The organism is Rhodococcus sp. 008 (assembly GCF_001682295.1).
GTDB classification, from domain to species: domain Bacteria; phylum Actinomycetota; class Actinomycetes; order Mycobacteriales; family Mycobacteriaceae; genus Rhodococcus_F; species Rhodococcus_F qingshengii.
Genome location: NZ_CP012749.1, coordinates 4,860,165 through 4,874,309, shown reverse-complemented (window position 1 = coordinate 4,874,309; position 14,145 = coordinate 4,860,165). Strand labels below are relative to the sequence as shown.

The following is a 14,145-nucleotide window of genomic DNA, read 5'->3' as shown; positions in this document are numbered from 1 at the left end:
CGATACGGGTGAAATGGGACGTGCTGGTACAGCGACAGTGCAACTCATCGACAGCAAGACCGACCGACAGGTACCGAATAACCGGGCGACACGCGGAGCACCAACGGAACGATATGAGCTATCAGACATTTCAGACCGAATCGCGCGTCCGGCTCGTGAGCGAATTCACTTGGACGTAGGGTTTCAGACACCAGCTGATCAATTCAGATACATGAGGGGGGATGACTTTCAGTCAGGTGATCATTTCGGTCAGTTCGAGCGAGCCGACTTGCACACGGCGCTCACCAGTGGTTCCCTCATCAGGTCACTGAGACGCACATCACAACGACGACAGTCAGCCACCGCCCGTCACCCACAAGGTCGACGGGAAACAACCAAGGAGCAATACATGCCCGGAGTCGGCATATGGCGCACCAAATCCGTCGAGCAATCGATCGCGGACACCGACGAGCCTGAGACAAAGCTCAAGAAGGAACTGACCGCGAAGGACCTCACGGTATTCGGAGTCGCCGTCGTCATCGGCGCAGGCATCTTCACGCTGACTGCTCGAACCGCAGGCAATGTCGCAGGACCCTCCATTTCACTGGCATTCGTTCTCGCTGCCATCGCCTGTGGCCTCGCCGCGCTGTGTTACGCGGAGTTCGCCTCCACCGTCCCCGTCGCAGGCAGCGCATACACGTTCTCCTACGCCACGTTCGGGGAGTTCGCCGCCTGGATCATCGGCTGGGACCTCATTCTCGAGTTCGCTCTCGCCTCCGCCGTCGTCGGCAAGGGCTGGTCGCTGTACCTCGGCAACGTCATCGGGGCCAGCGGAAGCACCACCGCCCACATCGGTTCGATCAGCTTCGACTGGGGCGCTCTGCTCATCATCGGCGCGATCACGCTGATCCTCGCGATCGGCACCAAGGTTTCCTCGCGAGTCTCCGCGATCATCACCGCGATCAAGATCGCAGTAGTCCTGCTCGTCATCGTCGTGGGCGCGTTCTACATCAAGAAGGAGAACTACTCCCCCTTCATCCCGCCGTCCGAAGGAACCGAGAGTTCTGCAAGCGGAATCCATCAGACCCTGTTCTCCTGGCTGACCGGCGCAGGCGGAAGTAGCTACGGCGCTTACGGATTGCTCGCCGCAGCCAGCCTCGTGTTCTTTGCCTTCATCGGTTTCGACGTCGTCGCCACCACCGCCGAGGAAACCAAGAACCCGCAGAAGTCGTTGCCGCGAGGAATCTTCGGCTCGCTCGCCATCGTCACGGTTCTCTACGTTGCCGTCACGCTCGTACTGACCGGCATGGTCAAGTACACCGAACTCAAGGACGGCAGTCCGTTGGTCGGCGATTCCAGCGCCACCCTCGCAACCGCATTCGAGGCCAACGGCATTGGTTGGGCACAAACCGCCATCAACTTCGGTGGCCTGGCCGGCCTCACGACAGTTGTCATGGTCATGATGCTCGGCCAGACCCGCGTCCTCTTCGCCATGTCCCGTGACGGCCTCATGCCGCGCAGCCTGGCCAAGACCAACGCCAAGGGCATCCCGATGCGCATCACGTTGATCGTCGGTGGCATCGTTGCCGTCCTGGCAGCGTTCTTCCCCATGGGCACGCTCGAAGAGATGGTCAACATCGGAACGCTGTTCGCCTTCGTCCTGGTTTGTGTCGGTGTCATCGTCCTTCGCCGCACCCGCCCCGACCTGCCGCGCGGATTCCGCGTCCCGCTGGTGCCGTTCGTTCCGATCGTCGCCGTGCTCGCCTGCGGTTGGCTGATGCTCAACCTCTCGGTCGAGACCTGGATCCGGTTCCTCGTCTGGATGGCCATCGGTGTGCTCGTGTACTTCGCCTACGGTCACCGCAAGTCGGTCCTCGGTCGCAAGCTCAAGGACGGAACGGCCATCCCGTCCGCGAACGCCGACCCGGTACTCGTCAAGGACTGATCCTTCACAAACGAACCGCCGCTCTCCGATTCGGAGAGCGGCGGTTCGTTGATTCGACGGCGCGAGTTTCAGATGAGCGGATTGGCACCGTTCAGGAAGATCCAGGTGCAGACGCCGGCAGCGATACCGAGGATCAAAACCACGAGCGATCCGATAAACGGACGAGTTGCCCAGCCACGACGACCGTCGAGCGCAATACGACCTGGTCCCGTCAAAATGATGACGCCCGCACAGATTCCGAGCAGCATCTCGTACTCGGTCCCGGCCGGGGCGAAGTACTCCAGGCCGGGTGCGCTCGCCTGACGCAGCGCCCACGCATTGATCATCACCGCCAGAACCGACGCTGCCGCAACGGGAGTCAGCAACCCGAGGATCAGGAGGGCGCCACCTGCGACTTCACCGACGGCGCCGAGTATCGCCATCCACTTCGCCTGCTGGAACCCGGCGTCCGCCAGCATCGACTCGAACCCGTTCAGCCCCGGCCCGTTCCAGATACCGGTCAACTTCTGCAGACCGTGCACCAACGCAGTTCCACCGACGGCCAATCGCAGTGCAAGCAACCCGAGGTCGAGAGTGCCTCGGCCCCGCGGAGACTCAGTTGTACCTGCCACGGCTTCGGCGGTGGGAACGGCGGCGATCGGAGCGTCGTACGCCGTCTCACGCTCGAGAGCCACGGTCGGCTGATCCGCGCCAGGTGCTCGGTATGTCGGTATCTGTTCGGTCAGGGAGTTGGCGTTCGTGGAACCGAAATCGAGATCGTCGTCGGTCCGCGGCAACGGATTCTTGGCGCTCACCGTCGGAAATTGTTCGGTGGGCGAATCATACGGACTGGACACATTGCCCGTCGGCTTGTCCGCATCCGACAACTCGCTGGGATCTTTTCGCTCGTCAGTCACGTAGGTGAGCCTATGACCGATTCACGAACTCGACGGGGAACCTTGGTCCGGCGTGGCGGCATCTGCCGTGCATTACGTAACGTCTTGGGCATGACTACGGGTAGGCATGCAGCGCTGGGCGCACTGGCGCTGGTGCTCGGGACATCGTTGCTCGCAGGTTGCGCCGACTTCGACGAATCGACTGCCTCGCCGTTCACACCCGAACCGACCAACCAGGCCAGCGCGGAAGTGCAGCCGGAGAACCCGCCGCCGTCGACCACGCCGCCGGCGCCGCGGACCGGCCCCCTCGGACCGTGTCAGGATGCCGACACCGCCGTGATCGCAACCTGTCTCGACACCACGGGTGGGCTCGTCACACTCCCGGACGGGAACTCCGGACTGGTCGCCGAACGGCGGACCGGCCGGATCATGCAGGTAGCTCCCAACACGACACCGGTCGAGGTAGCCAAGATCGACGTCGACGGCAGCGGTGACGGCGGCCTTCTCGACATCGCACTCTCCCCCACGTTTGTCGAAGACAACCTGATCTATGCCTACGTCACCACCGGAACGGACAACCGGGTGGTCCGCATCGCTCCGGGTGACACCGCCAAGGAAGTACTCGGTGGAATCCCGCGCGGCGCGAGCGGCAACGGCGGGTCACTGGAGTTCGCGGCCCCGGACCAGCTCATGGTTCTGACAGGCGATACCGGAAACCCCGCGGTTGCTCAGGATCCCGCCTCGTTGGCGGGGAAACTCTTGCGGGTCCGATCGCTGACACCCAACGCTGCGCCGCCTCGCCCGGAAGTTGTTCTGTCCGGAATCGGAAACGGCGGCGGCGTGTGCGTCGATCCGGGAATCGCGACGTGGGTCACGGACCGAACCACTCTCGAGGATCGCCTCCAACGCGTCGGCGCCGACGGCACGGTGACATCCCCCGCGTGGACGTGGCCCGACCGACCCGGAGTCGGCGGGTGCATCGCGGCGCAGGGAGTGGTAGCTGTCGCGCTGGGGGCCGGCAAAGCGATCTCGGCGCTGGCCGCAGATCCAGGAACAGGTGCCGTCACGACCGCGCCGTCGGCAGTGGCGAAAGACACGTACGGCCAGCTGGGCGGTTTGGCACTCGGATCCGACGGTTTGATGTGGGCGAGCACGATAAACAAAACCGCGGGCGAGCCGGGTCCGAACGACGACAAGGTGGTCAAGATCCCGATGCCGAGTGGCAGCGGCGGGATCGACTGAGCCGCCATGTCTGTTCGGTCACGGATCCCGTGACCGAACATGCACAGATGCGTACTCTTTTGTTAGCGGGGCTAAACACCACGCATTCGCCAGGACCGGTTGGCCCAACCACGACAAAGGAGTCGGTATGAAGGCAATCCAGTACGCGAGAATCGGCGCAGAACCCGAACTCACGGAGATTCCCAAACCCGAGCCCGGTCCAGGTGAAGTGCTCCTGGAAGTCACCGCTGCCGGCGTCTGCCACTCGGACGACTTCATCATGAGCCTGCCCGAGGAGCAGTACACCTACGGCCTTCCTCTCACGCTCGGCCACGAGGGCGCCGGCCGGGTCGCCGCCGTCGGCGAGGGCGTCGAAGGGCTCGACATCGGAACCAATGTCGTCGTCTACGGACCCTGGGGCTGTGGCAGCTGTTGGCACTGCTCGCAAGGACTCGAAAACTACTGTTCTCGAGCAAAAGAACTCGGCATCAATCCTCCTGGTCTCGGTGCACCCGGCGCGTTGGCCGAATTCATGATCGTCGATTCACCTCGCCACCTCGTCCCGATCGGCGACCTCGATCCGGTCAAGACGGTGCCGCTGACCGACGCCGGTCTGACTCCGTATCACGCGATCAAGCGTTCACTGCCGAAACTTCGCGGTGGCTCGTACGCCGTCGTCATCGGTACCGGCGGTCTCGGCCATGTCGCCATCCAACTCCTCCGCCACCTCTCGGCAGCAACCGTCATCGCACTCGACGTGAGCGCGGACAAGCTCGAACTGGCAACCAAGGTAGGCGCTCACGAAGTGGTTCTGTCCGACAAGGACGCGGCCGAGAACGTCCGCAGGATCACCGGAAGTCAGGGCGCCGCACTGGTTCTCGACTTCGTCGGCTATCAGCCCACCATCGACACCGCGATGGCTGTCGCCGGCGTCGGATCGGACGTCACGATCGTCGGGATCGGCGACGGGCAGGCCCATGCCAAAGTCGGGTTCTTCCAAAGTCCTTACGAGGCTTCTGTGACAGTTCCGTACTGGGGTGCCCGCAACGAGCTGATCGAATTGATCGACCTGGCGCACGCCGGCATCTTCGACATCGCGGTGGAGACCTTCAGTCTCGACAACGGCGCCGAAGCGTATCGACGACTGGCCGCCGGAACGCTCAGCGGCCGCGCGGTTGTGGTCCCTGGTCTGTAGACCGACAGCGGCAAAACGACAGCGAAAAACACTGATGCCCGGGCGAATTCGATTCGGCCGGGCATCAGTGTCAGAAATTCAGTGTGCGCTAGCTGCACGCCTCGATGACAAGTTCCTTCACACGAGCCGCGTCTGCCTGTCCACGAGTGGCCTTCATGACGTCGCCGACGATCTTTCCGGCGGCCTGCACCTTGCCACTGCGAATCTTGTCCGCGATGTCGGGGTTCGCTGCGAGCGCTTCGTCGACGGCTGCCTTGAGCTTGGTTTCGTCACGTTCGACGACCAACTCCGGGTGGGCCGCGACAACCTGCTCCGGGTCACCCTCGCCGTCGAGGACGTGATCGACGACCTGGCGAGCCACTTTGTTGTTGAGCTTGCCGCTGTCGATGAGAGCTACGACCTGGGCAACCTGCGCCGGGGTGATCGGCAGAGCGCCGAGTTCGACGCCACGGGTGTTCGCCTGCTGTGACAGGTAGGACAGCCACCAGGAGCGCGCTGCCTCGGGCGAAGCACCGGCCTCGGTGGTCGCGATCACCAGATCGATGGCACCGGCGTTGACGAGGTCGCGCATGACCTCGTCGGAGATTCCCCAGTCCTTCTGGATCCGCGCACGGCGAATCCAGGGAAGCTCCGGCAAGGTACCGCGCAGTTCTTCGACCCACTCGGCGCTCGGAGCGACGGGCTCGAGATCCGGTTCCGGGAAGTAGCGGTAGTCCTCGGCCGTTTCCTTCCGGCGTCCCGCTGCGGTGGTGCCGTCGCCTTCCTGGAAATGGCGGGTCTCCTGGATGACCTCACCGCCGGCGTCGAGAACTGCTGCCTGACGGCGCATTTCGTAGCGAACTGCGACCTCGACGCTCTTGAGGGAGTTGACGTTCTTGGTCTCGGTGCGGGTCCCCAGTTCGGTGGAACCGATCGGCATGAGGGAGATGTTGGCGTCGCAGCGCATCGATCCCTGATCCATGCGGACGTCGGAGACGTCGAGGGACTTCAGCAGATCACGAAGCGCCGTGACGTACGCGCGAGCAACCTCGGGGGCGCGCTCACCGGCACCGTGGATGGTCTTGGTGACGATCTCCACCAACGGAACGCCCGCACGGTTGTAGTCGAGCAGCGAATGGCTGGCACCGTGGATACGACCGGTAGCGCCACCCACGTGGAGGGACTTACCGGTGTCCTCCTCCATGTGGGCGCGCTCGATCTCGACGCGCCACGTCGTGCCGTCGTCGAGGATCACGTCGAGGTAACCCTCGGTTGCGATCGGCTCGTCGTACTGGGAGATCTGGTAGTTCTTCGGCTGATCCGGGTAGAAGTAGTTCTTGCGTGCGAATCGGCCCCACGGCGTGATGGAGCAGTTGAGCGCAAGGCCGATCCGGATCGCGGACTCGACAGCGGCTGCGTTCACCACCGGCAACGAACCGGGCATGCCCAGACAGACCGGGCACACCTGGGTATTGGGTTCGGCACCGAACTCGGTGGGGCACGGGCAGAACATCTTGGTCGCGGTGCCGAGTTCTACGTGCACCTCCATACCCATCACAGGCTCGTACTTGGTCAGTACTTCGTCGTAATCGAGGATGTCGGGCGCATCGACAGCAGTCATGGTGATCAGTTTATGCGTCTGCGGCTCAGCCGAAGAATGCGGCTGCCTCCTCGTAGCGCTCCTTGGGCACCGTCTTGAGTTTGCGGGTCGCCTCGGCGAGCGGAACGAGGTCGATGGACGTTCCGTGCAACGCGACCATTTGACCGAAATCTCCGCGGTGAGCTGCGTCGGTGGCATGAACGCCGAAGCGAGTGGCGAGGATGCGGTCGTGCGGCGTCGGGGTGCCACCGCGCTGAATGTGCCCGAGGACGGTGGTGCGAACTTCCTTGCCGATCCGGCGCTCGATCTCGTTTCCGAGCTGCTGCGCGACACCGGTGAAGATCTTGTGGCCGAACTCGTCTATGCCACCTTCGCGCAGGGTCATCGACGCGGGATCGGGCATCGCACCTTCAGCCACGACGCAGATGAAGTGGGAGTCGCCACGCTGGAAGCGCTTCTTGACCATCGCGCACACCTCGTCGACGTCGAACGGCTGTTCCGGAACCAGAGTCAGGTGTGCCCCCGACGCCAGTCCGGCCTGCAGCGCGATCCAGCCCGCATGCCGGCCCATGACCTCGACGAGCATGACGCGCTGGTGCGATTCGGCCGTTGTATGGAGCCTGTCGATGGCGTCGGTGGCGACAGCCAAGGCGGTGTCGAAACCGAAAGTCACGTCAGTGCAATCGATGTCGTTGTCGATCGTCTTGGGCACACCGATCACGGGTACGCCGCTCTCGGAAAGCCAACTGGCCGCGGTGAGAGTGCCTTCGCCGCCGATCGGGATCAGGACGTCGATCCCGTTGTCGTCGAGAGTCTGCTTGATCTGATCGAGGCCCGCACGGAGTTTGTCGGGGTTCACGCGAGCGGTGCCGAGGATCGTGCCACCGCGGGTGAGGATGCGGTTGATGCGGTCATCGGAGTCGAGCGGGACCTTGCGGTCCTCGAGCAATCCTCGCCAGCCGTCCCGGAATCCGACCACGGTACTGCCGTAACGACCGGCCGACGTACGTACGACGGCGCGGATGACCGCGTTCAAGCCCGGGCAGTCGCCGCCGCCCGTGAGGATTCCGATTCGCATAGTGCAGCACCTCTCGTGACCGGATTGTGGATCTTGGTGTCCATCTTCCCCCAGTCACGGTATTGCCGCAGGATAGCGGCGTTGCCGAGCCGCAACGCCGCGCCGCACGGGACCCCTAACCCGGCGTGACGAGCCCGCTTTCGTACGCCAACACGACTGCCTGGGCGCGATCGCGCAGATCGAGCTTCGACAGCACCTTTCCGACATGGGTCTTGACGGTCTGCTCGGCGACGAACAGCCGCTCGGCGATCTCGACGTTGGACAATCCGCGGGCGATCAGTTCGAGGACCTCGCGCTCACGCGGGGTCAGGGCGTCCAGCGCTTCGGGCCGTGCGCGCGGGGCCGCCCGCCGGCTGGTCACATCGGCAATCAGACGCCGAGTCACCGTCGGCGCCAGCAAAGCCTGCCCTTCGGCAACGACGCGTACCGCCCGAATCAGCTCCTCAGCCGGTGCGTCCTTGAGCATGAAACCGCTCGCTCCGACGCTCAGGGCCTCGTAGACGTAGTCGTCGATGTCGAAAGTGGTGAGCATGAGGACTCGCACCGGCGGTTCCCATCCGGCGGACAGAATCTGGCGGGCAGCGTCGAGTCCGTTCATCTCGGGCATGCGAACATCCATCAAGACCACATCCGGACGCAATCGCGCGACCTCGGCGACGGCGATCTTGCCGTCCGGCGCATCGCCGATCACGCTGATGTCGGGCTGGGCGGAGAGTAGGGCTCCGAACCCTTGTCGAACCATCGCCTGGTCGTCTGCGATGAATACTGTGATGGGCACTCGGACAGCCTAGGCGGGCACCGACGGCAACTCGGCCCGGACCTCGAACCCTCCGTCCTCGCGCCGGTTTGCCAACAGCATGCCGCCCACCGCCGAAGCCCGCTCACGCATTCCGCGGATTCCGTTGCCACCAGTGGTTTCCGACGCCGAGTGCTGATTGCCACCCAATGGCGAAGGTCCGTTGTTCACGAGCGCGCTCACCGATTGCGGACCGAAGGCCACGGCGACCTCAATGGGTCCGCCTGGCGAATGCCTGGCCGCGTTGGTGATCGACTCCTGAATGATCCGGTAGAGCGCAAGGCCCGTGGATTCCGAGACCGACGCTCGATCGCCGTCGACTCGCCACGATACCGGCAAACCGGCACGGGTACTGCCGAGCAGCAGTTCGTCCAACTGGTCGACGCCCGGTTGCGGAGCTGTCACCATGTGGTCCCCGTCGCTGCGCAGTACTCCGAGGAGACCACGAATCTCGTTGAGCGCTGCTCGCCCTGTCTCACTTATCGATTCGAATTCGGTTCGGATCTCCGGAGTGACTGCATCGAGTCTGTACGGCGCACTCTGAGCTTGCACGACCACCATCGACATGTGGTGGGCCACGATGTCGTGCAAGTCGCGCGCGATCCGCGCCTTCTCCTCGAGGATCGTGCGTCGAGTGCGTTCGAGTTCGCTGACTTCCTCCTGCTTGGCCAACTGGCGGCGCGAGAGGACCAACCAGCGGATCAACAGGCAGAAGACGACCAGGGCACTCAGCCCGACAGCCCAACCGGCGCCGTCGCTTCCCGGGGCGTTGCCGAGAAAGAGCAGCACCGTGGCGATCCAGGCGACACCGACAACCTGAATGGGCGCCCGCAGACTCACTGCGGCCAGCAACGACATCAGCACGATGATGTGGACGACCTGCCACGGGTAGTCGTAACCGGGAGTGTTGTCGAACACCAACGGGATGATCAACGCCGAGACCGCCGACACCGCCCACCCCAACGGAGCGTTGATCCGGATCAGGACGAACGGAAATGCAGCCAACGCGGCGACGAAGGGCATGATCGGCGGCGAAACATGATGCGTCAGTTGCAGTGTCGGCCAGGCAATCGAATAGAGGATCAGAGTGATCGCTACGATGACGATGTTCCAGAACTGACCGCGGGCCACGAAACTGGTTGCCCGACGCACTTTCTCCGAATGAACGACCGCCCCGTCGAGGCCGGACAGCATCGACCCGGCGGTGGCGTATGTCGGCGCGGGCACATCCGGTGCACCCTTGTTCTTCCTACGGACCTTGATCACTCGTCAAGCCTATGAAGGCGAACCCCGAAAGTCCTCATACTGCAGAGTGAGATCCCCCTACCTCCGAGGTATCACAGGGGAGGGAATTCTCACCCGAATGCGCGTCGGAGAACCCCTCCACAGAGCGATGACCGCCAGGATTGTCCGTTCATAGCGTGAACGGCATGCGGATCACACGGGTGAAAGACATCTCTCGAAGCGCCGGCACCTGGGCGGCCCTGGCGCTGGCTGCAACGGCAGCGATCACGGTCACTGCCGGAGCGAGCGGAGCCCAGTCGCCGCGCACCGAGAATTCGAGCGCATCCAGGGCGATCGCCACCGTGACTACTGCGGATGCCGCTGACGCTGCGACCACCATCCCGGCGGACTTTGCGGCATTCGCCGGTTACACCCCCGCCGTCGTCGACGGATACCTCGCCAATCCCCACGGCGACTGCTCGTCGCCGGTCCCACTTCCCGACGAATTCGACTCGGCCTGCAAAGCGCACGATCTCGGCTACGACCTACTCCGCTACGCGCATTCGCACGGAACGGAACTGGGGCCGTGGGCACGTCAGGTCCTCGACGGTCAGCTCGACCAGCGAATGCATGCCGCGTGTGAAGACCGCACGTCCTTTCTCTCACGAGGGTATTGCTTCGCGATGGCCGATGTAGCCGTCACGGCTGTGAACGGAAACTCCTGGCGCCAAAGCTATCTGACGCCGGTCGCGGAATCGGGATTCGGTTACGGCACGGCCGGTGTTCTGGCAGTCTCCGCCTTCGGCTTCACCCTGATGCGATCGCGGCGCCTCGACCCGTCGAACGAGTTCTCCTACTCCCCGAAAGCGATTGCAGCATGAGCGTTCTGAATGCGTCACGGACCCCCGTCCTCGCCCGAGTCGGGGCGCTCGCACTCCCCCGCGTGTCCACGAGCGTCGCCGTGGCAGCGATGTCCGCCATCTCGCTGGCTCCCGGACTCCTGCCGCGATCAGCCGTACTACAAGGGGTGTTCAGCGGTCTGCTCGTCGCGGCCGGACTACTGGCGATGTGGGCGTTCTCCGCGGTAGCCCGTCGGCTCGTCCCCGACCGGGTCAAGGCCCGATTCGACGAACGTCATTGGCGCATCACCGCGTTCGGGTTGTCGACTGCCGGCACCGCAGTTGCGATGTTCGCCGCCGCCGGTTGGCAGAACTCGTTGCGAGCGGCGATGGGCGCACCGTCTGCCGGACTTCTCCACTGGGCGGAGGCGGGTTGCATTGCAGCACTGACCGCACTTGGTCTCTGGGGCATCGGGATCGGAATTTCGAAGGCGCTGCGGTGGATGGGTTTCGCGCGGAGCGTCGGCGCACTGGTCATGGGTGTTCTCGGGGTGCAGTTGGTAGTCGGTCCCGTCATGTGGAACGGCCTCGCCGATTCGTTCGACAAGTCCAACGCGTACATCGACACCGCTCTGACACAGCCACTTTCGGCCTCTGTGTCAGGCAGCCCCGAATCTCTCATCTCGTGGACGTCGATGGGGGCGGAGGGACGCAAATTCGTCGCAGCAGGCGAAGACTCGGTGCGTGTCTACGCCGGTTTGGATTCGGCACCCGACACTGCATCACGTGCCGCTCTCGCGGTGAGCGAACTCGATCGCGTCGGCGGCTTTACCCGCAACAGCGTCGTAGTGGCCGTTCCGACCGGATCGGGGTGGATCGACACGCATGCAGTCGCCGGTATCGAGCAACGGTTCGGCGGCGACGTCGCAATAGTCGGGCAGCAATACTCCGACGCACCCAGTTGGGCGACATTCCTGTTCAGCCGCGACGACGCCGAAGAATCGGCAACCGCTCTGTTCACCGCCGTCGGCAGCCACATTGCCGCTATGCCCGCCGAGGATCGACCGGACCTGTTCCTCTACGGACAGAGCCTCGGCGCCGTCGGCGGCAGCGCCGCACTGACCGAGGCTTTGTCCGAGGGCAGTCCCACCACCGCGTGCGACGTGTTGTGGGCAGGTCCCCCGGCCGGCGCGACACGAACGGACGGCGCAACCGTCCTCGCGAACACTTCCGACCCGGTGGTGTGGTGGTCCCCCGCCCTCGCGACGCAGAAGCCGGATCTGAGCCGTGCCGTGCAAGATGCACCGATCCCGCAGTGGATCCCGGGTGTCACGTTCTTGCAGACCACCGTCGACATGCTCGGTTCGCTCGGTGTCCCCGCCGGTCACGGCCATCGCTACGGAACCGATCAAGGGACGGCCCTGAGGACTTGCTCCTGAAACTGCTGTGCGCCTTTATTAACCGCGGGGGGTTGATAAAGGCGCACAGCAAACAGGTCAGACTGCAGTTGCAATCGGGCCGCGTGCAGCTTCGTAGGCGGCACCGACACGGTAGAGGCGCTCGTCAGCCATGGCGGGCGCCATGATCTGCAAGCCCACCGGCAGGTTGTCGTCCGCGGACAGGCCCGAGGGCACCGACATCGCGCAGTGTCCGGCCAGGTTGGTCGGCAGCGTGCACAGGTCGGAGAGGTACATGGCCAACGGATCGCCGACCTTCTCCCCCAACTTCCACGGCGTGAATGGGCTGGTCGGCGAGACCAGTACGTCCACCTTCTCGTAGGCCTTGTCGAAATCGCGCGCGATGAGCGTACGAACCTTGAGCGCCGAACCGTAGTAGGCGTCGTAGTATCCCGAGGACAGTGCGTAGGTACCGATCATGATGCGGCGCTTGACCTCCGGACCGAAACCGGCGGCGCGGGTTGCCGCCATGACCTGGTCGGCACTCATGTTGCCGTCGTCGACACGCAGTCCGTAGCGCATGGCGTCGAAGCGAGCCAGGTTGGACGAGACCTCACTGGGCAGCACCAGGTAGTACGACGCGAGCGCATGCTCGAAGCTCGGGCACGAAACCTCGACAACTTCGGCGCCCAAAGCCTTGAGTTGCTCGACAGCAGCGTCGAAGGAAGCGATGACGCCGGGCTGGTAGCTGTCGGAGTGAAGTTCCTTGACCACACCGACTTTGACGCCGCGCAGGTCGCCGGCTGCACCTTCACGTGCCGCAGCGACCACCGGACGCACGGGGGCGTCGATGGACGTGGAGTCACGCGGATCGTGCCCGGCGATGACCTCGTGCAGCAGAGCGGTGTCGAGCACGGTGCGGCCACAGGGACCGCCCTGATCGAGCGAGGACGCGCACGCGACGAGTCCGAAGCGTGAGACAGTTCCGTACGTCGGCTTGGTTCCGACCGTCGCGGTGACCGCAGCGGGCTGACGGATCGAACCGCCGGTGTCAGTGCCGATGGCCAGCGGGGCCTGACGGGACGCGAGCGCCGCTGCGCTACCGCCGCCCGAGCCACCGGGGATGCGGGTGACGTCCCACGGGTTACGCGTCGGGCCGAAGGCCGAGTTCTCGGTCGAAGAGCCCATCGCGAACTCGTCGAGGTTCGTCTTGCCGAGGATCGGGATGCCGGCAGCGCGCAGCTTGGAGGTCAGAGTCGCGTCGTACGGCGCGACCCAGCCTTCGAGAATTTTCGACGCACAGGTGGTCGGCATGTCCGTCGTGGTGAAGATGTCCTTCAGCGCGATCGGAACGCCGGCGAGTGCCGAAGCGGGTTCGTTTCCGCCCGCGAGCGAGTTGTCCACTGCTGCGGCGGCTTCGAGAGCCTGTTCGCCTGCAACGTGCAGGAAGGCGTGGTACTCGGTGTCGACGGCCGCGATGCGGTCGAGATGCGCCTGCGTGACCTCTACCGAGGACACCTCACGCGAGTGGATCTTGCCGGCCAGCTCAGCGGCGTCCAGCGTGGTCAGATCGGTCATTCGCCCTCTCCAAGGATCTGCGGAACCGCAAAGCGATCCTGTTCGACTGCGGGTGCTCCGGACAATGCCTGCTCGGGGGTCAACCCGGGCACGATCACGTCGGGGCGCGTCACGTTGGTGACGGCATTGGGATTCGCCATGGGCGGGACGTCGTCGGCCGCAACCTCGGTGACCACCTTGACGTGGTTGAGAATCGAATCCAACTGACCGGCGAACTCGTCGAGTTCGGCATCGGACAGGGCGAGTCTGGACAGCCGCGCGAGGTGCGCGACCTCGTCACGGGAGATGGCAGGCACCGCGGGGCCCCTTTCGGAAGAGGACGTGAACATTGCCGGTCCAGCCTAGTTGCTCGCCGCGACAGACCTGTAAGCACGCCTGCTGTATCGAACGACGAGCACGCTCACTGTGTCGATCGCCACGCCGGATGCCCGCGGTGTGT

General features: G+C 64.2%; 12 protein-coding genes. 5 read left to right on the top strand and 7 right to left on the bottom strand.

Going from position 1 to position 14,145, the window contains the following annotated elements; genetic code table 11:
* Positions 1–388: 388 nt before the first annotated feature.
* Positions 389–1,924, top strand: coding sequence for an amino acid permease (locus tag AOT96_RS22690; protein ID WP_003944693.1), 1,536 nt, complete (start codon positions 389–391; stop codon positions 1,922–1,924).
* 68 nt (positions 1,925–1,992) lie between these two features.
* Here AOT96_RS22690 and AOT96_RS22685 read toward each other — a convergent pair whose 3' ends face one another.
* A complete protein-coding gene (locus AOT96_RS22685; RefSeq protein ID WP_003944742.1) occupies positions 1,993–2,820 on the bottom strand; it encodes a DoxX family protein in 828 nt (275 codons plus the stop codon).
* A gap of 90 nt (positions 2,821–2,910) precedes the next feature.
* Here AOT96_RS22685 and AOT96_RS22680 point away from each other — a divergent pair, with 90 nt between their 5' ends.
* Together AOT96_RS22680 and AOT96_RS22675 are read left to right on the top strand one after the other, a co-directional pair.
* Complete coding sequence (locus tag AOT96_RS22680) at positions 2,911–4,041, top strand: PQQ-dependent sugar dehydrogenase (RefSeq protein ID WP_003944688.1); 1,131 nt, start codon at positions 2,911–2,913, stop codon at positions 4,039–4,041.
* A 127-nt stretch (positions 4,042–4,168) separates the two neighbouring features.
* Positions 4,169–5,215 (top strand): NAD(P)-dependent alcohol dehydrogenase, encoded by a 1,047-nt coding sequence (locus AOT96_RS22675; protein WP_065352366.1) that lies wholly within the window; start codon positions 4,169–4,171, stop codon positions 5,213–5,215.
* Between the two features lie 88 nt (positions 5,216–5,303).
* On the opposite strand, the gene gatB is transcribed toward AOT96_RS22675, so the two are convergent.
* The 4 genes from gatB to AOT96_RS22655 form a co-directional block, all read right to left on the bottom strand.
* Positions 5,304–6,815: an Asp-tRNA(Asn)/Glu-tRNA(Gln) amidotransferase subunit GatB gene (gene gatB / locus AOT96_RS22670; protein WP_007729370.1), complete on the bottom strand. Its 1,512-nt coding sequence runs from the start codon at positions 6,813–6,815 to the stop codon at positions 5,304–5,306.
* A gap of 25 nt (positions 6,816–6,840) precedes the next feature.
* The gene (locus AOT96_RS22665; protein ID WP_019747919.1) at positions 6,841–7,872 is read right to left on the bottom strand and encodes an ATP-dependent 6-phosphofructokinase; all 1,032 of its coding nucleotides are present in this window, start codon (positions 7,870–7,872) and stop codon (positions 6,841–6,843) included.
* A gap of 115 nt (positions 7,873–7,987) precedes the next feature.
* Entirely contained in the window at positions 7,988–8,650 is a 663-nt protein-coding gene (locus tag AOT96_RS22660; RefSeq protein ID WP_054187770.1) for a response regulator, read from the bottom strand.
* 9 nt (positions 8,651–8,659) lie between these two features.
* On the bottom strand, positions 8,660–9,934 hold the full coding sequence (locus tag AOT96_RS22655; RefSeq protein WP_054187771.1) for a sensor histidine kinase: 1,275 nt from the start codon (positions 9,932–9,934) through the stop codon (positions 8,660–8,662).
* Between the two features lie 164 nt (positions 9,935–10,098).
* On the opposite strand from AOT96_RS22655, the gene AOT96_RS22650 reads away from it, so the two are divergent.
* A complete protein-coding gene (locus tag AOT96_RS22650; protein WP_065352918.1) occupies positions 10,099–10,773 on the top strand; it encodes a hypothetical protein in 675 nt (224 codons plus the stop codon).
* Entirely contained in the window at positions 10,770–12,170 is a 1,401-nt protein-coding gene (locus tag AOT96_RS22645) for an alpha/beta-hydrolase family protein (RefSeq protein WP_065352365.1), read from the top strand. Before AOT96_RS22650 ends, AOT96_RS22645 begins: the two co-directional genes overlap by 4 nt.
* 57 nt (positions 12,171–12,227) lie before the next feature.
* Here AOT96_RS22645 and gatA read toward each other — a convergent pair whose 3' ends face one another.
* Positions 12,228–13,706, bottom strand: coding sequence for an Asp-tRNA(Asn)/Glu-tRNA(Gln) amidotransferase subunit GatA (gatA, locus tag AOT96_RS22640; RefSeq protein WP_007729384.1), 1,479 nt, complete (start codon positions 13,704–13,706; stop codon positions 12,228–12,230).
* A complete protein-coding gene (gene gatC / locus AOT96_RS22635) occupies positions 13,703–14,002 on the bottom strand; it encodes an Asp-tRNA(Asn)/Glu-tRNA(Gln) amidotransferase subunit GatC (RefSeq protein WP_003944747.1) in 300 nt (99 codons plus the stop codon). The genes gatA and gatC overlap by 4 nt, the downstream gene beginning before the upstream one ends.
* Positions 14,003–14,145 lie beyond the last annotated feature (143 nt).